Here is a 24,447-nt window from a genome sequence, read left to right as displayed (position 1 = left end):
CGTCCCGCCTGGACCATCCCGCACGGCCGGCGGCGGAGCGTACGTGGACGCCCTGAACTCCGCGTACACGGACTCGGCGACGGCCGGGGCGGTGTCGGGCCCGATGCGGCCGGCCGGCCGCCGGCGGACCGCGTCGGGCCGCGCCCCGACGCGCGATCCGGACCCCGATCCATGCGCGGAGAGACCTGATGGCGCGAGTACGTCGGCGGACGGTTCCCACGCGGAGCGTCTCGAACCGCGTCTCCGCCACCTGAGGTGGGTTCGCCCCGGACGGGACACCTGGCAGTCCGGGGGAGCCGGTGCCGGCCCGGCCGGCTGTGGGGCTGCTCCAGCCGACACGACGTGCTTCCGGCCGCGCAGGGGCTCCGGCCGGTCGGCCGGAAGGCCGCCCACCGGAGTCAGTGGCGGCGGGCCGACTCCGGGTTCGCGCAGTGGAGCAGGGCCGGTGCGCCGCCGCGCAGGAACCGGGCCGCCTCGCCCGCGACGATACGGGCGGCCTTGTGGGCGACCTCGCGGCTGGCACCGGCGATGTGCGGGGTGAGGACGAGGCCCGGCGTCGACAGCAGCCGGGAGCCGGCGGGTACCGGTTCGACGGGGAAGACGTCGCAGGCCGCTCCGGCGAGCTGCCCGGAGTCCAGGGCGTCGCAGACCGCGTCGTAGTCGACGAGCGCGCCGCGGGCGCAGTTGACGAGCACGGAACCGCGCGGCATCGCGGCCAGTTCCGCAGGGCCGATCATGCCCCGGGTCTCGTCGGTCACCCGCGCGTGCAGGGAGACGATCCGGGAGCGGCTCAGCAGCTCCTTCAGGGTGACCGGCTCGGCCACGCCCGCCAGCAGTTCCGGGTTCACGTACGGGTCGTGCACCAGTACGGTGGCGCCCATCGCCGCCAGGATCCGGGCCACCCGGGAGCCGATCGCGCCGAAGCCGACCAGGCCGACGGTGGCACCGTCGATCTCGATGCCGCAGTTGGCGTAGTCGTAGTAGTCGCCGCGCCACCGGCCGTCGCGCAGGTCGGTGTGGACGTCGCCGATCCGGCGGGCGGCGGCCAGGATCAGGGCGAGCGTGTGCTCGGCGGTGGCGACGGCGTTGCGGCCGGGGGCGTAGGAGACGGCGACGCCGTGCCGGGTGGCGGCCGCCATGTTGACGTTCACCGGGCCGCCCCGGCTGACGCAGAACAGTTCCAGGTCGGGGCAGGCGGCCAGGATCCGCTCGGTGAGCGGCGCCATCTGGGTCAGGCAGATCCGTACCCCCTGCAGCGCCTCGATCAGCTGGTCTTCGGTGCCGGACGCCTCGTCGACCTCGGCGATCCTCCCGAACGGCGTGTGCGGCCAGGGCAGGCGGAGCCGGCGGACGACCGGATCGGCGCCCGGCAGGGCGTCGCGCAGTTCCTGCTCCAGCAGTTCGGGCAGGACGAAGTGGTCGCCGGCGGCGAGGACGGTGGTGGACACGGTGATACTCCGGTGGGTGGTGGGTCAGTCGGTGGTGGCGAGCAGCGAGGGCACCTGGGCCGGCGCGTTGAGCCGCAGCAGTGCCGCCGTGCCGTCGTGCAGCCGCAACTCGGTGAGCGCGCCGTTCTCCAGCGCGGGGAACACCGTGCGGTAACGGGCCAGCGGGATGCCCAGCAGGTCGCACAGCAGCAGCCGTACGAGGGTGGAGTGGGCGACGACCAGGACGCGGCCGCCGGGGAATCGTGCCGCGGTCCTCGCCAGGCAGTCCCGTGCCCGGGCCGCCGCGGCGGCGGGATCCTCGCCACCGGGCAGGTGGTGCGTGACGGGGTCGGCGAGGAAGGCGGCCAGTTCCCGGGGGAAGCGTTCGCGCATCTCGGCGCGGGTCAGCCCCTCGCCGCGCCCGAAGTCCACCTCGCAGAGCCGCTCGTCGACCCGGACGGGCAGGCCGAGCGCGGCCGCCGCGGGCTCCGCGGTGAGCCGGGCCCGGCGCAGCGGCGAGGACAGCACAGCGTCCAAGCGCTGGTCGCCCGCCCACACGCCGAGTGCGGCGGCCTGCCGGCGCCCACGCTCGGTCAGCGGGACGTCGGTGCGGCCCGCGTAGCGGTTCTCCGCGTGCCAGGGGGTCTCCCCGTGGCGTACGAGGACGAAGTCGGTCACTGTCCGGCCTTTCTGTGCGCGTGCGCCGCGATGCCCGGCTCCAGCAGCCCGCGCCCGGCCAGTTCGTCCACGAAGCGCAGGTAGACAGGGAGCAGTCGGGCGGTGCGGGCGGGGTCGGGGGTCAGTTCGGCGCCGGTGCGGACCATCGCGGCGGCGGCCTGCGGCAGCGTCACGCCGCCGGCGGTGGCTGCCAGCACCGCCATGCCGACGGCGCTCTCCGCCTGTTCCGGCAGGGCGGCCGGGCGGCCCAGCACGTCGACGCGCAGCTGCGTCCAGTAGCGGTTGCGTACCGCTCCGCCCGTCATGGTCAGCGGACCGGAGACGTCGGCGCCCAGGTGGTCCAGGCGGTCGAAGCACAGCCGTTCCACGCAGGCCACGCCGAGCAGACAGGCGTGGAACGCCTCGGCGTCGCCCGCGGTCTCGCCGAGCGTGAACGGTACGGCGTCGGGGGCACGGAACGGGAAGCGCTCGCCGCGCTCGGCCGCCAGCGGGTACGTCACGGCGGTGGAGCCGGTGCGCGCGGCCCGCTCGGTCAGCGATGCCAGGTCGGCACCGGGGAAGCGGCGGCTGAGAATGCCCGCGCCGCTGCTGGACGCGCCGCCGGGCAGCCAGGTACCGCCGGGCCCGCGGTGGCAGTAGACCACCCCGCCGGGATCGCGCACCACGTGCTCGACGGCGCCCTTGAGAACCAGGGTGGTGCCCAGGACGGAGTTCCACGCGCCCGGACTCAGCGCCCCGGCGCCCAGCTGCGCGGCGCAGCCGTCGGTCATGCCGGCCACGATCGGCGTACCGGCCGGGATGCCCGTCGTGGCGGCGGCCGCGTCGGCCACCTCCCCCAGCACCGTGCCGGGCGCCACCACCTCGGGCAGCAGGTCCGGCGGAACGCCCAGCGCGGTCAGCTCCGCCTCCGGCCACGCCTCGGCGAGCAGGTCGTAGCCGGTTTTCAGAGCGTGGCTGGCGTCGGTCGCCACCGGCCGGCCGGCCAGCCGCCAGGTGATCAGGTCGGCCTGGTGCAGCAGTCGCGTGCCCGCGGCACGCGGGGTGTGCTCCAGCAGCCACAGCGCCTTGGGCAGCGCCCACGACGGCTGCATGCTGCGGTAACCGAGCTTCTCCCAGACCGCGGCGCCCACCGTGTTGACGGACTCGGCGTACGCCGCGGCGCGTCCGTCGTCGTACATCAGCCCGGCCGTCAGGGGCCGGCCCGCGGCGTCGGCGAGCAGGACCGTGCCGGAGGTCGCGTCGACGGCCAGGTCCCGCACCCGCCGCGGGTCGATGCCGGCCAGGGCCTCGCGGCAGGCGGCCGCCACGGCGGTCCACCACTGCTCCGGGTCCTGCTCGTGCCGCACGCCGTCCCGGCGGCCGGTGAGCGGGCGGGACGCGGCGGCCAGCAGGCGGCCGGTGCCGTCCAGGGCGACCGCGCGGGCGCTCTGGGTGCCCAGGTCCAGTCCGAGGTGGACGGCGTCGGGGGACAGTGCGTCAGACATGAGCGGCCTCGGGGTCGGGGGTGTCGAGCGGAGTCCAGCCCAGCGAGCGGGCCGCGTCCCGGGCGGTGCGGAAGGCGTCGTAGAGCCGGTCGTAGTGGGCGGTACGGGCCGGATCCGGCTCCCAGCGGGAACGCGGACGCACGTACTTCGCCGCGGCCTCGTGCATGCTCGGCTCGGCCCCGGTCAGCACCAGCCCGGTCAGGAAGGCGCCCTTCGCGCCGAGTTCGGCGTCGGCGGTGCGTGCCGTGGGCACGCCGGTGACGTCGGCGATCAGCTGGCACCAGCCGTCGCTGGCCGAGCCGCCGCCGCACAGGCGCAGTTCGCCCACCTCGGTACGGGAGGCGCCCAGACAGTCGCGGACGACCAGGGACAGGCCCTCGAACACGGCGCGGGCGATGTCGGCGGGGGTGTGCTCCAGCGACAGGCCCCAGAAGCTGCCCCGCGCCCGCGGGTCCAGGAACGGCGCCCGTTCCCCGGCGGGGGACAGGTACGGAAGGAACAGCGGTCCCCGCGCGCCGGACCCGGCCCCGAAGGCCAGGTCGCCCAGGGCGGCCGGGCCGTCGACGCCCAGAGTGCGGCAGGCCCAGTCGAGAACCTCGGTCCCGGCCAGGGTGGGGAACGCCCGCAGTACGCGTCGGCGGCCCCGGTAGGCGATGGTGATGCCGCACGGCTCGCCGGAGGTGTCGACCTCGCGGCTGACGATCTCGGTGCACAGCGTGGTGCCCAGGATGGTGCAGGCCTGGCCCGGGTCGACCACACCGGCGCCGCGGGCGGTGGCCGCGATGTCGTACGGCGCCATGATCACGGGAAGTCCGGCGGGCAGGCCCAGTTCCGTGGCCGTGCGGTGGGTGATCTCGGCGATCCGCTCGTCCTCGCCCAGCACCCGTGGCAGCAGCCGCTCGGCCCAGGTGAGGCCGAACAGGTCCAGCAGCTCCGGGTCGTAGGCGCCGGTGGCCAGATCGAGGAAGGGGGCCGACGCGTCGGACTCGTCGATCGCGGTGACACCGGTGAGCTTGAGGAAGAGCCATCCGGCGGCGGTCAGTGCCGTGGCGGAGGACGCCAGGCGGTCCGGATCGTGCGCGGCCAGCCAGCTCAGAACGGCGTTGGGCATGCCGGTGGAGGTCAGTGACCCGTTGCGGCGGAAGGCCCGCTCCAGCACGCCGTCGTCCGACCAGCGGGTGACGAGGTCGCCGGCCCGCCCGTCCGACCACAGGACGGCCGGGCCGGTGGGGCGGCCGTCGCCGTCCACCAGCCAGCAGCCGTCGCCCTGTGCGGTGATCGCCACCAGCCACACCGGGTCGGCGTCCGGGCCCAGCCGGGACAGCGCGTCACGCACGGTGAACACGACCCCGTTCCACACCGCGTCCATGTCCTGCTCCGCCCAGCCGGGGCGCGGTCGCAGCACCTCCGTGGAGATGCGGGAAACCGCCGATTCCCGGCCGTCGCCGTCGAACACGACGGATTTGATGAGTGACGTGCCGACGTCGATGGTGAGGACCGACATGACTGCAATACCCGCCCTTCTCGTAGGGCGCCCGCCGCCCGGTCTGAACCGTGCTCGGCGCCCGGCACGCTCAGGGAATCCCCTGCTCCTCGGCGGAGTCAATCGGACGCCGTGAATATCGCGCCGCCGATGGCCGGGCAGGTGTGAGATCGCTTCGACGGGCCGCCACGGCAGGGCCCCGCTGATGTTATGTTCGTGTGAGTTTCACATGCTCTTGTTCTCATCAGCGAGGAGGCCGCCGACCGTGGCGCGGATGGACGTCCAGGAGGAGCGCCGGCAGCGGCTGCGCGAGCTGGTGACCCAGGAGGGCTTCGTGCGCACCGTCGAGCTCGCGCAGCGGTTCGGCGTCAGCGTCATGACCGTGCACCGGGACCTCGACGCGCTCCAGGCGCAGGGCTGGCTGCGCAAGGTGCGCGGCGGGGCCAGCAGCCTGCCCTCGACGCAGTTCCACGGCAGCGTCAGCGAGCGCATGACGACGATGGCGCAGACCAAGCACCGGCTCGCCCGCGCCGCCGCCGACGAGCTCGCGCCCGGCCAGGTGGTGATGATCGACGACTCCACGACCTGCCTGACTTTGACCCAGCACCTCACCGAGCACACGCCGATCACGGTCATCACGCACTCCCTGCCCGCGGTCTCCGCCCTCGCCCACGCACCCGGCGTCACCCTGATCGCCCTGGGCGGCACCTATTTCCCGGCCTACGACGCCTTCATGGGCCCGCACACCGCCCAGAGCGCCGACAGCTACCGCGCCGATGTGCTGTTCATGTCCACCACGGCCGTCACCGGCGGGCGCTGCTACCACATGTCACCGGAGACCGTGCAGGTCAAGCGCGCCATGATGGCGGCGGCCACGCGCCGAGTCCTGATCATCGATCACACCGGTTTCGCCAACCAGGGCCTGTACGCGCTCGCCTCGCTCAGCGACTTCGACCTGGTGCTCGTCGACGACGCCGCCCCCGCGGCCGAGGTCCGGCGGCTGCGGGACAGCGGGGTACGGGTCCGCACCGTCGCCTCGCCGTGACAGCGCGGTCACACGATCACGTGAACATCACACCCACTTCACACCGGACGGCAGAACACGGCAGTCCCAGGGCGCCTCGCTGACCTGCGGTGATGAAGCTGGACGCCAGCGGTGGCCCAGGGGCCGCCCAGGCGACTTCACACCATGGCCGGCATGGGGCGCGAGGTGTTGCTGCACACGGATTGACCCCTCCCCGCCGCGGTCTTTTCATCGTGACACCTTTCGGCACTCAGCCGCCCCGTCCCCGCAAGAAGGTGAAGAGCCGTGTCTGTCACCCAATCGCCCAGGAATTCGGTCACACGACTTCTGGACCGCGTCGGTATTCCTCCCGCCCTCTCCTGGGGATTTCTCGGGCTCCTGATCTTCATGATCGGTGACGGTGTGGAATCCGGTTATCTCTCGCCCTACCTGCTGGACGAGGGAGTGCCCAAGGAACAGGTGGCGCTGCTGTTCACCGTCTACGGCGTGACGGCCAGCATCGCGGCCTGGTTCTCCGGCGCGCTGTCGGACCTGTGGGGCCCGCGCCGGGTGATGATGCTCGGCCTCGGCATCTGGGCGGCGTTGCAGGTGATGTTCCTCGTCGCGGTGCCCTCCGGCAACGTGCCGCTCCTCATGATCACTTACGGCCTGCGCGGCTTCGGCTACCCTCTCTTCGCCTACGGCTTCCTGGTGTGGGTGACGGCTGTGACGCCCAAGCGGCGACTGGGCTCGGCGGTCGGCTGGTTCTGGTTCGCCTTCACCGGCGGCCTGCCCACCCTGGGCTCGCTGGTCGCCAGCTTCACCGTGCCCTGGGTCGGCCCGTACCCCACGCTGTGGGGAGCGCTGGCGCTGGTGCTGGCCGGCGGTCTGATCGCCCTGCTGCTGGTGCGCGAACCGACCGGCCGGCGGCGGCTGGTCCCCGCCGGGGAGCGGCCCCTGGCCACGCTGCTCGGCTCGCTCACCATCATCTGGCGCAGTCCCCGCATCGGCACCGGCGCGCTGGTCCGGGCCATCAACACGGCGGCGCAGTTCGGCTTCCTGGTCTTCCTGCCGGTGTACTTCACCGACACGCTCGGCTTCTCGCTGCAGTCCTGGCTCCAGCTGCTGTCCGCGATGTTCGCCACGAACATCTTCTTCAACCTGCTCTTCGGCCTGGTCGGCGACCGCATCGGCTGGCAGCGCACGGTCGCCTGGTTCGGCGGTGTGGGCTGTGCCATCACCACGCTGCTGCTCTACTACGGCACCCGGGCCGGTGGCGACAACTACCCGCTCGCCCTGGCCCTGGTCTGCCTGTTCGGCGCGACCCTCGCGGGCTACGTGCCGCTGTCCGCGCTCATGCCCTCGATGGCCCCCGAGCACAAGGGCCAGGCCATGTCCGCCCTCAACCTCGGCGCCGGCGCCAGCGCCTTCCTCGGTCCCGCCATCGTGGGCCTCTTCCTCGGCCCGCTCGGCGTCCAGGGCGTGATGTGGATCTTCGCCCTGCTCTACCTGGCCAGCGCCGGCCTGACCGTCTTCCTCGCCCTGCCCCGGACGGCAGCTCCGCGGACACCGGCCGTCGCCCGCTCCGTCGCCCTCACCACCGACGTGCCCGACGCCACGGTCTGACCGCCGCGCGAGGCCGGGCAGCGGTCAGGCCGGGCCGCTGAAGGGCCGGGGCGCTCAGCGCCCCGGCCCTTCGGGCTGTTCCGGCCTGGCGGGTTCCTCATTCACCGGTGGCCGCGGGTGGGTCCCGCGGCGGCCGCACCGGGCCTGCCGGTGCCGGGCGGCGCACTGACGTGGTGGACGTGCCGGGCAGGCCGGCCGCCGTCACCGCGTGCGGTCCGGGGGCTCAGGTCAGGACGAACTTCTGCGCGGCGGTGCCGTTGCAGTCCCAGATGCGCAGGGCCGCTCCGTTGTCGGTGGAGCCGTTCGGGGAGTCCAGGCAGCGTCCCGACTGCGGGTTGCGCAGAGAGCCGTCGTCCTGCTGGAGCCACTGCTGGCCCCAGGTGCCGTTGCAGTCCCAGAGCTGGACGGGAGTGCCGAGGGCCGGATTGGCGCCGGTGATGTCCAGGCAGCGTCCCAGGGTGCGCAGGGTCCCGCGGACCGCGGTGTAGTGCTGGTCCTCGGCACTGTCCTGGCAGTCCCACAGTTGCACCTTCGAGCCGTTGCCCCCGGTGTCGTCGGCGGCGACGTCCACGCACTTGCCGCCCGGACCGATCACCGTCCAGCCCCCGTTGAACTGGTAGTTCTGCGCGGCGGTGCCGTTGCAGTCCCAGATGCGCAGGGCCGCTCCGTTGTCGGTGGAGCCGTTCGGGGAGTCCAGGCAGCGTCCCGACTGCGGGTTGCGCAGAGAGCCGTCCGGCTGCGGCACCCAGCGCTGGCCCCAGGTGCCGTTGCAGTCCCAGAGCTGGACGGGAGTGCCGAGGGCCGGATTGGCGCCGGTGATGTCCAGGCAGCGTCCCAGGGTGCGCAGGGCCCCGCCGGCCGCGGTGTAGTGCTGGTCCCGGGCGCTGCTCTGGCAGTCCCACAGTTGCACCTTCGAGCCGTTGCCCCCGGTGTCGTCGGCGGCGACGTCCACGCACTTGCCGCCCGGACCGGTGATCGTGGCCCCGATCGGCGGGAAGGCGCCCACGCCGGTGACGAGCTTGTCGTTGGCGGCCTTCATCCGTGCGATGTCCACCTTCGCCACCCGCCGGTCGTAGGTGTAGAGCCCGTTGAGTTCCATCTCGACGTCGGTGGGCTGGGTGTAGATGGCGCCGGACAGGCCGTAGTCGTCCTTCCGCTGCTTGACCAGCGCGGCGATCCTCTCGTACTCGGTCGTCACGTCGTTGGTGTCGGAGGCGGCGACCGGCTGCCAGGTGTGGTCCTTGATCCGCTTGCCGATGCCGCCGTATTCGCCGAGGACGGCGGCACGGGTGGCGGACGGCGGCAGCGTGTCGCCGGGGCCCGGGTAGATGTGGTTGTCGCTGACGTCTCCGTTGCCGCCGTCGGTGCCGCAGCACTGGCCGTTGCCGCCGGAGTTGTTGTTGACCAGCCGGCTCGGGTCGAGGCTCTTGACGAGATCGGCCTGTCCGGCCGAGTCGTACTGGCCCCAGCCCTCGTTGAAGACCACCCACATGACGACCGAGGGGGCGCTGCGCAGCTGGTCGATCATGGACCGCAGGCCGGCCTCGTGCACCTGCCGTCCGGTGCCGTCGGCATCACCGGACGGCATGTCCTGCCACACCAGCAGTCCGAGCCGGTCCGCCCAGTAGTACCAGCGCATGGGCTCGACCTTGACGTGCTTGCGCACGGTGTTGAAGCCCATGGCCTTCTCGGCCTGAAGGTCCCAGCGCAGCGCCTCGTCCGTGGGGGCGGTCATGTTGCCGTCCGGCCAGTACCCCTGGTCCAGTACGCCGTTCATGAAGACGGGCCTGCCGTTGAGCAGGGTGCGCATGGTGCCGTTGACCATGCCGATGGAGACGGACCGCATGCCGGCGTAGGAGCCGACCGTGTCCGCCACCGCGCCGCCACCGTCCAGCAGGTCGACCCTGACGTCGTAGAGGAAGGGGTCGTCGGGTGACCACAGGCGGGCGTTGGGCACCGGGACCGCGATCGTCGATCCGACCGCCCCGGTGGCGGTGCCGACGACCGTCCCGCCGGCCGAGACGGTGACCCGGGCCGACCGGCCGGCGGCGTTGACGGCGCGCGGGATGATCCGCAGGGTGCCGGACGGCAGGTCAGGGGTCATGTCGAGCCGGGTGATGCGGGCGGTGGGGGTGGGCTCCAGCCACACCGTCTGCCAGATGCCGCTGGTGGCGGTGTACTTGATGCCGCCGGGATCGTGGGTCTGCTTGCCGCGCGGCTGGGGGGCGTCCGTCGCGTCGTGGACCCCGACGACGACGGTGTTCGTGCCGCCGGTGACCAGGGCCGAGGTGATGTCGAATCCGAAGGCGTCGTAGCCGCCGGTGTGGGTTCCGACCTGGGTCCCGTTGACCCACACGGTGGTGGAGAAGTCCACCGCGCCGAAGTTCAGCTGGACGCGGCGGCCGGCCCAGTCCGCCGGGACCGTGAAGGTCCGGCGATACCAGATCCGGTCGTTGGCGGTGGGATGCCGCATGATGCCCGACAGCGCCGACTCCACGGGGTAGGGGACGCGGATGGCCTCGCTGTAGTCGCCGGGCGGGCCGGCGCCGGCGGCCGTCTGCCGGAAGTCCCACACGCCGTTGAGGCTCCGCCAGTCCGGGCGGGTCAGCTGCGGCCGCGGATACTCCGGCAGCGGATGGTCGACGGGCACCTGGTCCGTCCACGGCGTCGTCAGCGGAGGTGTCTTCGGTACGAACGCGGCGGCGTGGGCCGCGGGGGCCTGGCTCGTGACGAACAGGGACATCAGCAGAGCGGTGACGGTCACCGCGCAGCCCCATCCGAACGCTTTCGATCGGGCCCGTTGCAGCACTAGAAACACGTGGTTCTCCTCAAGCCGGAGTGAGTGCCGGTCAAAGTGATCGGCACCGATGTGTGCCGGTCCGCGTCGGCGTCGGACCACCCGCCGGCGTCGGCGTACAGGTGGCAGCCGGTGGCGGTGCCGCCCGGCAGCACAGCCGGACGGGGTTCCATGGCGTCGTCCGGGCATGGGCCGGCGATGCCGGACCGGACGGCACCGCCGGTGGCCACCGGGGCTTGATCCCTCCGGATCGGGCCGATCAACGCGCGCAGCCGGCCGGTGGCCGTCGGCACCACGGGTGCCGCAGCGGTGGCCTGCGCCGGGGCGATGCGGACGCCCCTTGGCGCACCGTCCGCCCGGACGGCACCGAGCACGGCTGCCAACGCCCTGGCGGTACCCGCGAAGTAGCTGGTCATGGCCCACCCTCACGACACGTAGTAGGGGCACGCGGCAGCCGGCCCGACGCAGCGACTGTCCTGTCGGACGAGGACGAAGGGAAGCGCTTCTGACATCGTTGTCGGCCGCCATCACGGGACCGCTGGGCGGCAGATGATCAGTAGATGGAAAAGACTCGGATGTGGGAGAGCGCTCTCCGAAAGTAGCCAAGGGGCAGGTACCCGTCAAGACTGGCGACGGCGGCGCTGGGCGGCGCCAAGAGGGGAGCTCGTCGGCGCAGCGTGGTGACCGGCCTGGTCATGCCGCTGGTCCGCTCTGAGGTGCTGCGACGGTGGATGTGCCACGGGGGCGGCAGGCACCGGCGGTCCGACGGGACGTGGCACCGCGTATCAGGTGGAAGCGGATCAGCGCTGCTGCCCGACGGCCCGCGCGACGAGATCGCTCTGTTCGAGACCCGGCCGGGGGACGGGGTCGGCCCCGTGCTTCAGGTTGCTGTGAGTGCTGCCTCCGGGAAGGCCGCCGGCCATTGGCTGAGGTGTGGTGGCCGAGTCCGTGCGGGTGCGTGGACTCATTCGGTACGGCGAAGCCCCGCCGGGCCATGGCCATGAGCCCGGCGAGCGCAGAGCGCCCTGCCCCACCAGCCGGTGCGGGCGCCCCGCCTGACCGTGGGCCGACCGCGTCGCAGGCCCGACGCGGGCATGGCGTACGACTCGCGGCCATCCGGTCCCGCTCACGTCGGTGCGGTGTCCGAGCGGTCGTCGCAGCCGGCCGCCGACGATCCTCCGGTCGTCCGCGTCGACGGCGTCGTAGGTGACGGCCCCCGGTGGCGGAGGGGGTGACGTGTCGGCGTCCACGCGGTCCCGTGCCGGCGGCAGGGGGCCTGAACGCGTTGAGATCCTCACCCCGGCGGCCGGGCCGGGCCCGGCCCACCGCGTTCGACGGGGAACAACTGGTTGGCCCCCCCCGATGGTGACGTGGCAGCCTTCATCGTTATGGATGCGGACGTGTGGAACGAGCAGGTCGCGAAAGACTACGACGAGTCATCCGCACACATGTACAAGCCCGAAGTCCTGAGCCCCGCAGTCGCCTTCCTGGAACGCAGAGTGGGCAGACACCCGGCGCTGGAGTTCGCGGTCGGCACGGGACGCGTTGCTCTTCCGCTGAGCGCGCGAGGCGTTCGTGTCGTCGGCATCGAGAAGTCGCAGCCCATGGCTCAGGAACTGGGCAAGAAGCCCGGCGGCGACGACGTGGCCGTGACCATCGGAGACATGACGACGTCCCAGGTTCCTGGCGTGTTCAGCCTTGTCTACCTGGTCTACAACGCCATCACCTGTCTGCTCTCGCAGGAGGAGCAAGTCGCCTGCTTCCGCAACGCGGCCAGGCACCTGGAACCCGGGGGCCGTTTCGTGATCGAGGTCTTCGTCCCCGAACTGCAACGGCTGCCGCCGGGTGAGACCGCACGGCCTTTTCACATCGGCGACCAGCACGTCGGTTTCGACACGTACGACCTGCTGAATCAGCAGGTGGTCTCCCATCACTACACCATCGTCGACGGCCGAGGCTCCACCTTCCTGTCGCCTCACCGCTACGTCTGGCCCTCCGAGCTCGACCTGATGGCGCAGCTTGCCGGCCTGCGCCTGTCCGAGCGGTGGGCCGACTGGGCAAAGACCCCTTTCACCGCCACCAGCCGGTCTCACGTCTCTGTGTGGCAGAAGCCGTTCGACGGTTCCGTCGCTCTCTGATCAGCCGGCGGACCAGAAGATGAGGCCGGTGATGTGCAGTCCGGCGAGGTGGATGGTGGCGGTCCGCCAACCGGCTCGTCCCCGCCGCGTCCGGTTGACCCGCTGGTCGGCCCGTTTTGGGACGGGATCACCGCGCGGATACCGCGCCAGCGTAGATGGTCCCGGATCGCGCGCAAGGCGTACGCCTTGTCGGCCAGGACCATGTCCGGCCCGCTACGGGGCCGCCCCGGCGGCGGGGAGCGCGCAGGCGGGCCATCACCTCGGAGAAGGCGGGTGTGTCGCCGGCCCGTCCGGCGGTGAGAACGAACGCCGGTGGCCGGCACCCGCCGTCGGTCGCGAGGTGCGTTTCCCTGGTCGGCCGTCAGTACGGACCTCCTGACCCTCGACGGCTTTCCCCGGCCCGCTCCGGAAACGGGCGGACCGGGGAGAGCGGAACTTCGAACCGAAGGAGCCGTGATGAGGCAGGGCGGCGGTCCGGCCGTCGCGGACCTGGACGTGCTCCAGCACGCCCAGGTCCCGTCGCGCTCCAGCGGGCGAAGCCTGCGCTGGCCGTCCGTCACGGGCGACGGCGCTCGGGGGACCCCGCCGGAGCGCCCCGGTCCCCGGCCGCCGCAGCACGCCGTTCGGTACGTGCCGGTGATACCGCCGCGGCCGCCCGCGGCCGTCAACACCCGGCGGCGGAGCTGTCCGTTCCCGAGGCGCTCCGGCAACTCCCCCCCGACGTACGCGGCGATCATCAGATGTGACCTGGGAGGGGCACGGTCCGGACGGGCGTCACCCGGGCAGCGTGCCCGGGTCCGTCGCCCACGAGGTGTTCGGCTGCCCGGCGAGGTCGAAGTCGAGCCTGCCACCGTCCAGCGTCAGGCCCGCGCCCACCCACGACTGGTCCAGCGTGGAGCCGTCGTGGCGTACGGCGTCGACGTACACGTGCGTGTCGCCGGCGTCGGGAGCGCTGATGACGATGTCCTTGCCGCCCGGCCGGTCCAGGACTGCCGACGTGAAGACGGGAGCGCCCAGCAGCAGGTTCGCGCTGCCCGGCGTCTGGGGGTAGACACCGAGCGTGGCGAAGACGTACCAGGCGGACATGGTTCCGAGGTCGTCGTTGCCCGGCAGCCCCGAGGGCCCGGTTCCGTACACGGTGTCGACGATCTGCCGCACGGTGGCCTGCGTCTTCCAGGGCTGCCCCAGGGCGTTGTAGAGCCAGGGGGCGTGGATGCCGGGCTCGTTGGTGGGGTCGTAGCGCAGCGGGTCGCCGCCGCGGACCGACCAGGAGCCGTCGGCCTTGTGGAAGAAGCCGTCCAGACGGGCGGCCGCGGTCTCCCGGCCGCCCATGGCGGCGGCCAGGCCCTGCACGTCCTGCGGCACCATCCAGGTGTAGGTCGCGCTGGTGCCCTGGGCGAAGCCGCGGTCGCTGCCCGGATCGAACGGCGTCACCCACGAACCGTCGAGGTTGCGTGCCTGGACGTACCCGGCGCCGGCCGTGGCGCCGGGGTTGTAGACGTTGCGCCAGTAGGCGCCGCGTGCGGTGAACTCCTCGGCCGGCGCGTCCCGTCCGAGGAGCCTCGCCCACCGGCCGAGCGCGGAGTCGGCGACGGCGTCCTCCAGCGTCTCGGCGGCTCCGCCCCAGCAGTGGCACACGTCCTGGGCGGCGTAGCGCGAGTCCAGGTACTGGGCCAGGTTCGGGCGTTGGCCCTCGCACTGGCCCGGGCAGCCGGCGTCCGAGAGCCCGTCCGGATGCGGTACGGTCGCCTGCTGCACCAGCGAGTCGAAGGCACCCGCGTAGTCGAAGTTGCGCACGCCCATGGCGTAGAAGGTGGCCAGCGTCGCCGCCGAGGGGTCGCCCGTCATGACGTGAGTGGCGCCGCTGATGTGCACCCAGCGGTCCCAGACGCCGCCGTTCTGCTGTGCGAAGTTGTACAGGGACTGGGCGAAGTCACCCGCCACGGTGGGCCTGAGCAGGGCCAGCAACTGGATCTGGGCGCGGTACTGGTCCCAGCCGGAGAAGTTGCTGTACTGGGCTCTCTGCCCGCGCGCCAGCCGGTGCACGACGCCGTCCATGCCGTAGTACCGGCCGTCGGTGTCGCTGACCAGGTTCGGCTGCATGAGCGCGTGGTAGAGAGCTGTGTAGAAGGCGGTGCGGCGGGCGGTCGTGCCGCCCTGGACGCGTACGGTGCCCAGTTCCCTGTCCCAGGCCCGCGCGCCGGCCTCGGCCACGTCCGCGACGCTCGCGCGCGGCGCGATTTCCTCGCGGAGATTGCCCTCGGCGCCCTTGAGGCTCACGTACGAGATGCCGAGCCGCATGTGGACATCGTTGTCAGCGCTGGTGTCGAAGCCGACGTAGCCGCCGGAGCCGCGCCCGGCGCGGTCGGCGCCCGTGGCGTAGCCCTCACCGCCGGAGGCGGTGGTGGAGCCGGGGGAGAGGGTGCCGTCCTTCCAGGTGCCCACCGAGGAGAAGGCCCGGTCGAAGGAGGCGCTGAAGTACAGCTTGTAGTAGCTCTTGCGGTTGTTGGTCCCGCCGTTGGCGCGGCGGCCGCAGAACGCGCCGGTGAGCACCCAGCCGGTCACCTTGCGGTGCGCGGCGTCGATGTCGACGTGTGCGTCCTCGCTGCCGTTGAGGGAGTTGGAGACGCGGAAGAGCAGGTTGGCGGAGCTGCCGCGGGGGAACGTGAAGTCCGCGACGCCGGCGCGGGAGCTGACGGCGAGATCCGCCCGGGCGCCGGACTTCAGCCCCAGGGTGTAGCGGCCCGGCACGGCCTTCTCGTCGTCGTGCGAGAAGTCGGCGGCGTACACCGCGTCTCTGGTGTCGGCGGAGGGCGAGGAGGTCACGTCCCCGACGAACGGCATGATCGGTACGTCGCCCGCGGCGCCGGGGTTGCAGCCGGCGCCGTTGACGTGGGTCAGGCTCAGACCGCGGACGCGGGTCGTGCCGTAGTGGTAGCCATTGGCCGCACCGGTGCTCGTCTGGTCGCCCGTCGTGCTGGTCGGCGACCAGGCGATCATGCCTTGCGGGAGGGTGGCGCCCGGATAGGTGTTGCCACCGTTGGAGGAGCCGATCAGCGGATCGACGAGGGAGGACAGCGGTGCGGCGGCGGAGTACGCGTCCGCGACCGGGGCGGACCCGATCGCGACGAGTGCCGTGGTGACCAGGGCCGCCATGGTTCGGGTGCCGGAACGTCTTGCTGTGCGCAGCCGTGACAGGCGCATGCGGTGAACGGCCTTTCGACGAGGGACCGGTGGAGGGGCAGGTGGTGCGGGCCTTGCCCGACGGCGAACCGTGCGCGAGGCAGTCGGCCCTGGCCAGAGGCTAGGAAGCCGCGCCGTGGGAAGGAAGAGCCACCGGCGTCGACGGAGTGAAGGAGGGGTGAACGGCACGCCGGGAGCGTGCCGCTGCGCGCGTCACGGAGGGGATGTTGCCGGTACGGGAATCGCCTGCCGCTGCCGCAACTGCCCGACGTGTACCAGGTCCTCGATCCCGCGCACCGCGCCGTACGGCGGGGTGTTCCGCCCTGCGGCGGGGGCGGCGCGATGCTGACGACGGGCAGGCCGGTCAAGGGTGTGGACGCGTCCGGCTGCCCGGCAACCGGTGGCGCACCGTCGGCGGAACCGGTCTCGGCCTGTCCCTCGCCGCTGCCCCGGTGCGGCTGGGCAGCGCGGTGCGCATCCGTCACCGCGTCGCCCGCCAGGGGACCGAGTCCTCACGGTGGCTCGGCCGTCACCGCTGGGTCGTCGGGAGGACGGTGTCCTGGCCTGCCGGCTGTCGACACCTGCACCGCTTGCTGGCGCAAGGCTGAACCAGTCCTCGCCTTCGCCGGCATCGCCGCACCCCTCATCAGCCACCGCGGACTCGTCGACTGGCAACGTTACGGGCAGGCCGCCGGGCGGGAGGGCGTGTCCCCGCCCGGCGGCCGCGCGTGGCGGGTGCGGTGCTCAGGCCGCGGCCGGGGTGTAGTGGGCGGCGTCGTCGCCCTCGATGATGCGGCTGAGCGTGCCGTCGACACCGGCCGGGACGTCGCCCGCGACGGTCACCCGGTGCAGCAGGCGCGGCAGATCGCCGTAGTCGTCGGGGGCGTAGTGCTGGGTGATGCGGTTGTCGAACAGGACGAGGTCGCCGGGCGTCCAGGCCACGCGCACGATGTTCTCGGGGCGCGTGACGTACGACTGGAAGATGCGCAGCAGGTCACGGGAGTCGGACGGGCCGAGGCCCACGATGCTCTGGGCGAAGCCGCCGATGAACAGCCCGCGCTCCTTGGTCTCGGGGTGAACGCGGACGACCGGGTGGGCGGTGCGGTACGTCCGTGAGACGAACCGCCTGCGGTACTCGGCCGCCTTCTCGCTCTTCGGGGCGGCGTAGTCGTAGTCGTTGGTGTGCACCGCCCACAACCTGTCCGCCAGCTCCCGCAGCGGCTCGGGCAGATCCCGGTACGCGGCGGCCGAGTTGGCGATGAGCGTGTTGCCGCCGTAGGGCGGGACCACGATGCTGCGCAGCGTGGAGGCCTTCGGGGGCGTACGGACGAAGGTGACGTCGGTGTGCCACTGGTTGGCGCGGATCCCCTCGTCGCCGTCGACCGGCAGGATCTGCGGCCGGCCGTCGACGGAGGGGACCGTCGGGTGCGCGGTGGTCAGCTGGCCGAAGAGGGAGGCGAAGCGGAGCTGGCCCGCGTCGTCGAGGTGCTGGTCGCGGAAGACGAGCGCCTTGTGTTCCAGGAGAGCGGAGTTGATCTCGGTGACGACGGCGGGGTCGAGGTCGGAGGAGAGATCGACGCCGAGGATCTCGGCGCCGATACGACCGCCGATCCTGCGGATGTCGAACTCGGTGCTGGTGGTCATGCGCGGGTGTCCTTTCGAGGGGTGATCGGTCGGGATGTGATCGGTCGGAGGCATCGGTCGGGGAAGTGACCGGTCGGGTGGTCAGGACGTGATGGCCGGTGAGGTCCACCTGGTCCCCGGCGGACTGAGGGGAGGGCGGATGACCCGCAGCGGGCCGGTTGTGCGGCCCCGTCCCCGGCCGACGTGCCGGCGGTAGCGGCCGGGCAGCCCCGCACGGTCCAGGTATTCCGCGTCCCGGACCTGGGGTCAGCGGACCGCTTGCCCCGCCCGTACGGTGTGCCCGCCCCCGGCGTGCAGGGAGGCGCGCGACTGACTGCCGCCAGACGCTGTCGAGGGCCTCGGCGAGGCGGTGAGCCGGTCACCGGGGCGCAGGTGGTTCCTCCCGTACGGCGGCACCCCGGCCTGGACCGCGGTGACGACCTCGTGGAAGCCGCCGGCCGGACCCGCCGCCCCGGTGGGCCGGAGCCCGGTTCCGGCCGCGGCCGCCAGGCCTCCGGCGGCGGGGCCGCCGCCGGCCACCGGGACGCCCGTGATGAGGCGGAGACCGGTCACACGGCCACCTCCCCCGCGGTGGCTGTCGCGGTCAGCCGGTTGGCGGGGCGGGCCAGGCCGTAGTTCTCGCGCAGGGTGCGGCCGGTGTACTCGGTGCGGAACAGCCCGCGCCGTTGCAGGATCGGTACGACGTGATCGACGAAGTCCTCCAGGCCGCCCGGCAGAAGCGGCGGCATGATGTTGAAGCCGTCGGCGGCGCCCTCGGTGAACCACTGCTCGATCTCGTCGGCTGTCTGCTCGGGAGTGCCGGCGAAGACGCGGTGGCCGCGTCCGGCGCCGAGGCGGGCGATGAGCTCACGCAGGGTGAGGCCGTCACGGCGGGCGAGTTCGGCGACGAGCGTGAAGCGGCTCTTGTTGCCGTTGATGTCCCGTTCCTCGGGCAGCTCGGGCAGTGGCCCGTCCAGCGGCAGTCCGCTCAGATCGGTGCCGAGCATCCCGGACAGCTGGGCCAGCCCGTACTCCGGGACCTGGAGGTCCGTCAGCTCCTGCTCCAGTGCGCGGGCCTCGGCCTCCGTGGAGCCGATGACGGGCGCGATGCCGGGAAGCACCAGCAACTGGTCCCCGGTGCGGCCGTGGCGGGCGAGCCGGGCCTTGACGTCCTTGTAGAAGGCCTGGCCGTCGCTGAGTGTCTGCTGGGCGGTGAAGACGGCCTCGGCGTACTGGGCGGCGAACTCCTTGCCGTCCTCCGACGAACCGGCCTGCACCAGCAGCGGGTGGCCCTGCGGGGTGCGCGGTACGTTCAGGGGGCCCTGCACCGCGAAGTACTCCCCGCGATGGTTGATCTCCCGCACCTTGTCGGTGTCGGCGTAGATGCCGCGCTCACGGTCGAGCAGGACGGCGTCGTCCTCCCAGCTGTCCCACAGCTTGGTGGCGACCTCGACGAACTCGCGCGCCCGCTCGTAGCGCAGCGCGTGCTCCAGGTGCTCGTCCTGCCCGAAGTTGCGGGCCTCGTTCACGGTGCCGGAGGTGACGATGTTCCAGCCGGCCCGGCCGCCGCTGATGTGGTCCAGGGAGGCGAACTTGCGGGCGGTGTGGAAGGGCTCGTTGAAGGTGGTGGAGACGGTGGCGATCAGGCCCACGTGCTCGGTGACCGCCGCCAGGGCCGACAGCAGGGTGAGCGGTTCGAAGCCGCCGAGCGCGTTGTGGCGGACCTTGCCCCACAGGGCCAGTCCGTCGGCGAGGAAGACGGAGTCGAGCAGGCCGCGCTCGGCGGTGCGTGCGAGGTGCTGGAAGTAGCGCAGGTCGGTGACACGTTCGGGCTGGGTGCGCGGATGCCGCCAGGCGGCGTCGTGGTGGCCGGCGTTCATCAGGAAAGCGTTGAGATGCAGCTGACGGGGTCTGGGCGCGGTCATGGGGTTCCTCGGATCTGGGGCAGCGGGAGGAGCGGGTGAGAGGGGGAGGAGGGGAGGGGGCGGCGAGGGGAGGGGCGAGGGCCGGGCGGGTCAGTTGCCCGCGGGTACGCGCCAGGAGCTGAGCCGCCGCTCGACGGTCACCAGGAACTGGTTGAAGAGCACGCCGACGGCGGAGATCGTGACGATGCCCGCGTACATCTGCGGGATCGCGAAGTTGTACTGCGAGGCATTGATCAGATAGCCGAGGCCCGCCTTGGCGCCGATCATCTCGGCGGCGACCAGCACCAGGATCGACACCGCTCCGGCCAGCCGGATGCCGGTGAACATCACCGGCGCCGAGGCCGGCAGGATCACCTTCTGGAACAGCCGGGGCGCGGACAGGTCCATCGACTTCGCCAGCTTCAGCAGGGTCGGATCGACGTGGCGGACCGCGCTGATGGTGTTGAGCAGGATCGGCCAGGTGCACGCGTACACCACGATGGATATCTTCGAGGTCTCGCCGATGCCCAACAGCAGGACGAACACCGGCAGCAGGGCCAGCGCCGCGGTGTTGCGGAACACCTCCAGCAGCGGTCCGAGGAGGTCGGCGACGGGCCGGTACCAGCCGATCAGCAGCCCCAGCGGGACGGCGACGGCTACGGCGACACCGAATCCGCTGAACGAGCGCGCCAGGCTGGCGCGTGCGTTGTCGGCGAGCTGACCGTCTGTGGCGAGCCCCCACCAGGCGTCGGCGACCTCGCTGAACGGCGGCAGGAAGGTCCGGTCCACCAGACCGGCGCGGGGCGCGATCTCCCACAGCAGGAGCAGACCCACGATGGCCGCGGACCTGGTCGCCCCCTTGAGCAGCAGGTACGGCAGCCGGCGCACCGTCCGCAGCGCCGTCCGGTGGACACGGGCCGTGGGCGGGAGGGCCCGGCGTGCGTCCGGGTGCGACGAGGCGTCGCGCGTGGCAGCGGCGGACGAGGCGGGCTCAGTGGACGTGACGGGCTCGGCGGACTCGGCGGATGCGGTGAGGGAAGGCGCCTGAACGGTGTTCGTCGTGTCCGTCGTGTCCGTGGTGTTCGTCGCGTCGGTCCCGTGGGTCGCGCCGGCCTTCTCTTCGGTCGTGCCGGTCGTGGAACTCATACGGAGGCCTCCTCCTTCTCCAACTGCTGGGCCCTGGTCACCTCGTCGTGCAGCAGCGACCAGATCTCACGGCGGTGACGTGCGAACTCGGGACTGGAGCGGAGGTCGTCCGTCGCCGTACGGGAGCCGAGCGCGACCGGCACGATCTGCTTGATCCGGCCGGGCCTGGACGTCATGACGGCGACGCGCTGTCCCAGGTAGACGGCCTCGTCGATGCCGTGGGTGATGAAGACGACGGTCTTGCCGGTGCGCTGCCAGATGCGCAGCAGTTCGTCCTGGAGCGACTCCCGGGTCTGGGCGTCCAGCGCGGCGAACGGCTCGTCCATCAGCAGGACGTCGGGGTCGTAGGCGAGACTGCGGGCGATCGCCACCCGCTGCCGCATCCCGCCCGACAGCTCGTGCGGATGCCGTTCCTCGAACCCCGACAGGCCGACCAGATCCAGGAACTCCCGGGCGCGTGCCGCACGTTGGCGCCGTGGGACGCCGGTGGCCTCCAGGCCGAACTCGACGTTGCCCTGTGCCGTGCGCCACGGCAGCAGTGCGTACTGCTGGAACACGACGCCCCGGTCCAGGCCCGGGCCGGTGACGGGTTCGCCGTCCAGCAGGATCCGCCCGCCGGTGGGCCGGGTGAGGCCGCCGAGCAGCTCCAGCAGCGTCGACTTTCCGCAGCCGCTGGGACCGACCAGGACGACGAACTCGCCGTCCGCTATCTCCAGGTCGATGCCGTCCAGGGCGGTGAACCGGGTGGCCCGCTGCCCGGCCCCCGTCCGGTCCTTGACGGTGAAGTCCTTTCGTACGTCCTCGAACACGATCCTGGGCGCCGTGGAGCGCGCGGTGGTTTCCGGCATGATCAGCTCCCGTTCTTCGCGGTGGAGGACGTCTCGTACTCGTTGAACTCATTGGTATAGAGGTCCGACAGCGTGACCTGGCCCTTCTTGATGTCGCCCCGCTCGGCCAGCCAGTCGATCCACAACTGGAGTTCCTTGCCGGTGATCCGGCCCGCCCTCTCGGCGACGCCGTACGACCGCCAGAACTGCAGCGGTGCGGTGTCCTCGTTGCGGCCGCGCTTCTGCACGATCTCCGTCATCCGGTCGACGACTTCCTCGTGCGGAGTGGAACGGGACCACTCGATGGCCCGCCCCACGGCGGTGACGAAGGTCCGTGCCGTGTCGGGGTTCTCGTTCAGGAAGCGGTCCGTCATCACGTACGTGCCGGCGCTGAACGCGCCGAGCAGCTGGTAGTCCGTGAACAGTGGGCGGATGCCGCCGGTCTCCAGGGCCTTGTCGCGCAGGATGCCGCCGAGTACGGCCACGTCGATCTGCTTCTGGCGCAGGGACTGCGCGGTGTTGACCGGCGGCACCACGAGCGGCTCGACCTTGTCGATGTCCGCCTGGGACAGGCCGCCCCGCTGAAGGTAGATGTCGAGCATGGCCTCGGAGTGGGCGCCGAGGGTGTTCATCCCGACCTTCTTGCCGATCAGGTCCCGGGCCGAGCGGATCGGGCTGTCCGTGAGGACGTAGAAGCCGTTGTAGGCGTACCTGTCGGCGCCGTAGTAACTGATGACGGCCTTGACCGGAGCGTTGTTGGCGGCCAGCTTGACGACCGCGCCGTTGAACGCGCCGCCGAAGTCGACCTGACCCGTGGCCGCGGACTGGATGTCCTGCGGTCCGCTGATCGTGTTGCCGACCCACTCCAGCTTCACGTCCTCCAGGTAGCCGAGATCCGCGGCCAGTTCGGGCAACGTGACCTGACCGGCCCAGCCCTGATATCTCAGCGTCTTGGTCTGGTCCTTGGCGGCCGGTGCTCCGGACGCGGTCGTGCCGCAACTCACCGACACCGCCGAAAGACCGAGCAGGGTGAGGAAGTGACGTCGGGTCGATGCCGTCGTGACCATGGAAGGGTCCTGTTCAGAGAATTGGGTCAGAGGAAGTGCAGACGTCGATCGGCCGAAAAGAGACTTCGGCGAAAAGGGCTATGAGGAACGCCGACATCTGTGAGAACAGCGGCTTGCGCACAAGCCGGCTGTGCAGGGGAGCGAAGTGAGCTGTGCCGGTCAGTAGGTGCAGCGACCGACGGCACAGATGGCGCTGGCCTGGCGTCGCAGATCGACGTGCAGGCGGGCGGCGAGGATCTCGGACTTGCTCACAGTCACGAGAGTTGCAGCGATATCCAGCCAGGTCAATGTCGCTTGCGTATGCGTTTCACGTTCTCAACGGTCCGACATGCGCAGGAAGTGCGGCGTTCACATTTCTCTGGATGGGCGGTGGCGGTGGTGACTGGCGTGTGCGCCGCCACCGCCGTCAGCGCAGTGACTGCGCGGTGCAGAGGGCACCGAGGACGGTGGCCGGAGCGGCGAGCAGCGGACGCAGGGCCGTCTCGGGCAGACGAGGGTGCAGGTGTGTCCCGAGGCAGCCGCCATCAGCTGTGCGGCAGGCCCCCGCGGTAGTGGCGCAGCGGGGCGCCGGGCCCGGCCACCCCGTTGAACAGCACATCGGTGGGTCCCCGCCCGGCCTCCGGGGCGGTCGCGTGCAGCGCCGCGGCGCCCCGGTCACGCGCGCCAAGGTGCGCCCGCCGGGCCGGGCACCCCGAGGACGCTCAACTGGACGGGCAGCGGGAACACCGCACCCGACACTCCCGCCTGCGCGGTCACCACCGCTGTGAGCGGGCCGACGGCCAGAGCGGTCAGCCCCGTCGACCATGTCACCGCGGGCCTGCGATGCGCACGTCCGGCCGGTGTCGCCGCCGTGGCCCCCGCCTCCCGGTCGGGCGGGCAGGACGAACGGAGGGCGGGCGCCGTTGAGGACGTACTCCCCGGCAGCGCGGAGCCGGTGGACGACAGGCTCCTGCGAGGTGTGAGTGCGGGCATCGCGCCAGAACCGGTCGACACCCAGCCGCGTGGAGGCGGAGCGGGCGCGGATGACGTCGAAGGCGCGGGTGGTGGACTCCTGCGCCCCGCCGGACGCGGCGGGTCAAGCCGTGGCCCCGAGGGCGGCGACGGCCGCGGCGGTTTCGGCCGTGCCCCGAGGGCGGCGACACCGCGTACTCGTCGTGGGTGTGGTCTTCGCCGCGCTCACGTCCGCCTCGCACGGCTTCGAGTGCTTGATCGGTGCGTGCGGACGCAGAGCGGGTGAGGGCGGTGAGTTCTCCGTAGGCGGTCCGCACCTGCCGGCCGTGCGGAGTGCCGGCCGGCCAGGCGGGGTGCCAGGGCGCGTGGCCCGTCCTGCTGTGATCACGGGCTTCGGCGAGCGCTTGCTCGGCCACGCCGAGAAGGAGCCGGGCGGAGAGGAGCCGCCCGACCGGAGCTGCCAGGGCGGCCCGCGGCGACCGCAGGTCCTCGTCCGGGGACGGGTAACCGAACTCGTCGTCGGTACCCACCGCAACGTCGTCGAACTCCACGCTGCCGCCGGCCGCGAGCCGCTGGCCGAAGGCGTCGGCATCGAACGTCGATCACCACACCGCGACGGGTGGGGCACCCGTGTCCTCCCACACGGCGAGACCGCCGGCGACCAGGACCCCGGTGGTGTGGGCCTGCCGACCGTCGAGCACCAGTTCCTTGGCGGTCCCGGCCGGCGTCCGGAGCGTCAGCGGTCCCGCCTCGCGCAGCGGGGACGCCTCGCCGGTCCGGGCCTTGCCTGCCTGCTCCCCGGCCACGGGGTCCGTGGCCGGGTCGTCCCCTGCGTCGTCTTCCCTGTTGGATCGACGTGTTGAAGCGGATCGAGCAGGGGTGGATGCGTGCCGAGTTGGCGTACGTACTGGGTGCCGAGAGACCGCCAGGTGGCGGGGGATCGCGTGCCGGTTCTGGCTGGGTGGAAGGACCTGGGGGAGCGTGAGGATCGAGTTGGAATTCATCCTGGGGATCCGATTCTTTCTTTCTCCGGACTACCGGATCGATGAAGCGCTTAGTACTCCAGTCTGACTTCGCGATCTTGTCGCGGACCCGGCTGGGAACGGGTAC

Annotated in this window: 18 protein-coding genes and 3 pseudogenes; 4 read left to right on the top strand and 17 right to left on the bottom strand. The window is 72.0% G+C overall.

All coding sequences use genetic code 11. The features are described 5' to 3' along the window. Positions 1 to 398: 398 nt before the first annotated feature. Genes ACFF45_RS23225 through ACFF45_RS23210 form a run of 4 tightly spaced genes read right to left on the bottom strand, consistent with a single transcriptional unit; the run spans position 399 to position 5,093 of the window. The gene (locus ACFF45_RS23225; RefSeq protein ID WP_381348367.1) at positions 399 to 1,448 is read right to left on the bottom strand and encodes a 2-hydroxyacid dehydrogenase; all 1,050 of its coding nucleotides are present in this window, start codon (positions 1,446 to 1,448) and stop codon (positions 399 to 401) included. Positions 1,449 to 1,472: 24 nt separating this feature from the next. Continuing rightward, positions 1,473 to 2,105, bottom strand: coding sequence for a histidine phosphatase family protein (locus ACFF45_RS23220; RefSeq protein WP_381348366.1), 633 nt, complete (start codon positions 2,103 to 2,105; stop codon positions 1,473 to 1,475). After that, entirely contained in the window at positions 2,102 to 3,589 is a 1,488-nt protein-coding gene (locus ACFF45_RS23215) for an FGGY-family carbohydrate kinase (RefSeq protein ID WP_381348365.1), read from the bottom strand. Before ACFF45_RS23215 ends, ACFF45_RS23220 begins: the two co-directional genes overlap by 4 nt. Continuing rightward, positions 3,582 to 5,093 (bottom strand): FGGY-family carbohydrate kinase, encoded by a 1,512-nt coding sequence (locus ACFF45_RS23210; RefSeq protein ID WP_381348364.1) that lies wholly within the window; start codon positions 5,091 to 5,093, stop codon positions 3,582 to 3,584. Before ACFF45_RS23210 ends, ACFF45_RS23215 begins: the two co-directional genes overlap by 8 nt. A gap of 253 nt (positions 5,094 to 5,346) precedes the next feature. Between ACFF45_RS23210 and ACFF45_RS23205 the strand changes: the two genes are divergently transcribed. Continuing rightward, complete coding sequence (locus tag ACFF45_RS23205) at positions 5,347 to 6,117, top strand: DeoR/GlpR family DNA-binding transcription regulator (protein WP_381348395.1); 771 nt, start codon at positions 5,347 to 5,349, stop codon at positions 6,115 to 6,117. A gap of 264 nt (positions 6,118 to 6,381) precedes the next feature. Beyond that, positions 6,382 to 7,701, top strand: coding sequence for an MFS transporter (locus ACFF45_RS23200; RefSeq protein ID WP_381348363.1), 1,320 nt, complete (start codon positions 6,382 to 6,384; stop codon positions 7,699 to 7,701). A gap of 223 nt (positions 7,702 to 7,924) precedes the next feature. Here the strand turns inward: ACFF45_RS23200 and ACFF45_RS23195 are convergent, their stop codons facing one another. Next, positions 7,925 to 10,444: a ricin-type beta-trefoil lectin domain protein gene (locus ACFF45_RS23195; RefSeq protein WP_381348394.1), complete on the bottom strand. Its 2,520-nt coding sequence runs from the start codon at positions 10,442 to 10,444 to the stop codon at positions 7,925 to 7,927. Between the two features lie 65 nt (positions 10,445 to 10,509). Beyond that, positions 10,510 to 10,914: a hypothetical protein gene (locus ACFF45_RS23190; RefSeq protein ID WP_381348362.1), complete on the bottom strand. Its 405-nt coding sequence runs from the start codon at positions 10,912 to 10,914 to the stop codon at positions 10,510 to 10,512. 972 nt (positions 10,915 to 11,886) lie between these two features. Between ACFF45_RS23190 and ACFF45_RS23185 the strand changes: the two genes are divergently transcribed. After that, on the top strand, positions 11,887 to 12,636 hold the full coding sequence (locus tag ACFF45_RS23185; RefSeq protein ID WP_381348393.1) for a class I SAM-dependent DNA methyltransferase: 750 nt from the start codon (positions 11,887 to 11,889) through the stop codon (positions 12,634 to 12,636). A 63-nt stretch (positions 12,637 to 12,699) separates the two neighbouring features. On the opposite strand, the pseudogene ACFF45_RS23180 reads toward ACFF45_RS23185, so the two are convergent. Both ACFF45_RS23180 and ACFF45_RS23175 read right to left on the bottom strand, forming a co-directional pair. Beyond that, positions 12,700 to 12,985, bottom strand: a pseudogene (locus ACFF45_RS23180) (transposase); the annotation flags it as partial. Positions 12,986 to 13,410: 425 nt separating this feature from the next. Continuing rightward, positions 13,411 to 15,840 (bottom strand): GH92 family glycosyl hydrolase, encoded by a 2,430-nt coding sequence (locus ACFF45_RS23175; RefSeq protein ID WP_381348361.1) that lies wholly within the window; start codon positions 15,838 to 15,840, stop codon positions 13,411 to 13,413. 455 nt (positions 15,841 to 16,295) lie between these two features. Here ACFF45_RS23175 and ACFF45_RS23170 point away from each other — a divergent pair. Next, positions 16,296 to 16,382 (top strand): annotated as a pseudogene (locus ACFF45_RS23170) (IS5/IS1182 family transposase); the annotation flags it as partial. A 181-nt stretch (positions 16,383 to 16,563) separates the two neighbouring features. Here the strand turns inward: ACFF45_RS23170 and ACFF45_RS23165 are convergent. The 9 genes and pseudogenes from ACFF45_RS23165 to ACFF45_RS23125 form a co-directional block, all read right to left on the bottom strand. Continuing rightward, positions 16,564 to 17,463 carry a TauD/TfdA dioxygenase family protein gene (locus tag ACFF45_RS23165; protein WP_381348360.1) on the bottom strand — a complete coding sequence of 300 codons (900 nt, stop codon included), beginning with the start codon at positions 17,461 to 17,463 and terminating at the stop codon, positions 16,564 to 16,566. Between the two features lie 246 nt (positions 17,464 to 17,709). Further along, positions 17,710 to 18,015, bottom strand: a complete 306-nt coding sequence (locus tag ACFF45_RS23160; RefSeq protein ID WP_381348359.1) for a hypothetical protein — start codon at positions 18,013 to 18,015, stop codon at positions 17,710 to 17,712. Then, a complete protein-coding gene (locus ACFF45_RS23155) occupies positions 18,012 to 19,367 on the bottom strand; it encodes an LLM class flavin-dependent oxidoreductase (protein ID WP_381348358.1) in 1,356 nt (451 codons plus the stop codon). The genes ACFF45_RS23160 and ACFF45_RS23155 overlap by 4 nt, the downstream gene beginning before the upstream one ends. 90 nt (positions 19,368 to 19,457) lie before the next feature. Beyond that, on the bottom strand, positions 19,458 to 20,492 hold the full coding sequence (locus ACFF45_RS23150; protein ID WP_381348357.1) for an ABC transporter permease: 1,035 nt from the start codon (positions 20,490 to 20,492) through the stop codon (positions 19,458 to 19,460). Then, entirely contained in the window at positions 20,489 to 21,340 is an 852-nt protein-coding gene (locus ACFF45_RS23145) for an ABC transporter ATP-binding protein (protein ID WP_381348356.1), read from the bottom strand. Before ACFF45_RS23145 ends, ACFF45_RS23150 begins: the two co-directional genes overlap by 4 nt. A 2-nt stretch (positions 21,341 to 21,342) precedes the next feature. Continuing rightward, positions 21,343 to 22,386, bottom strand: a complete 1,044-nt coding sequence (locus tag ACFF45_RS23140) for an ABC transporter substrate-binding protein (protein WP_381348355.1) — start codon at positions 22,384 to 22,386, stop codon at positions 21,343 to 21,345. Positions 22,387 to 22,545: 159 nt separating this feature from the next. Then, the gene (locus ACFF45_RS23135) at positions 22,546 to 22,638 is read right to left on the bottom strand and encodes a putative leader peptide (protein WP_381348354.1); all 93 of its coding nucleotides are present in this window, start codon (positions 22,636 to 22,638) and stop codon (positions 22,546 to 22,548) included. A 423-nt stretch (positions 22,639 to 23,061) separates the two neighbouring features. Next, positions 23,062 to 23,196 (bottom strand): annotated as a pseudogene (locus ACFF45_RS23130) (sulfite exporter TauE/SafE family protein); the annotation flags it as partial. A gap of 743 nt (positions 23,197 to 23,939) precedes the next feature. Then, a complete protein-coding gene (locus ACFF45_RS23125) occupies positions 23,940 to 24,143 on the bottom strand; it encodes a hypothetical protein (protein ID WP_381348353.1) in 204 nt (67 codons plus the stop codon). Between the last annotated feature and the right edge of the window lie 304 nt (positions 24,144 to 24,447).

The organism is Streptomyces cinereospinus, assembly GCF_042430725.1.
Taxonomy (GTDB): Bacteria; Actinomycetota; Actinomycetes; order Streptomycetales; family Streptomycetaceae; genus Streptomyces; species Streptomyces cinereospinus.
This window is presented reverse-complemented; position numbering and strand designations above follow the sequence as displayed.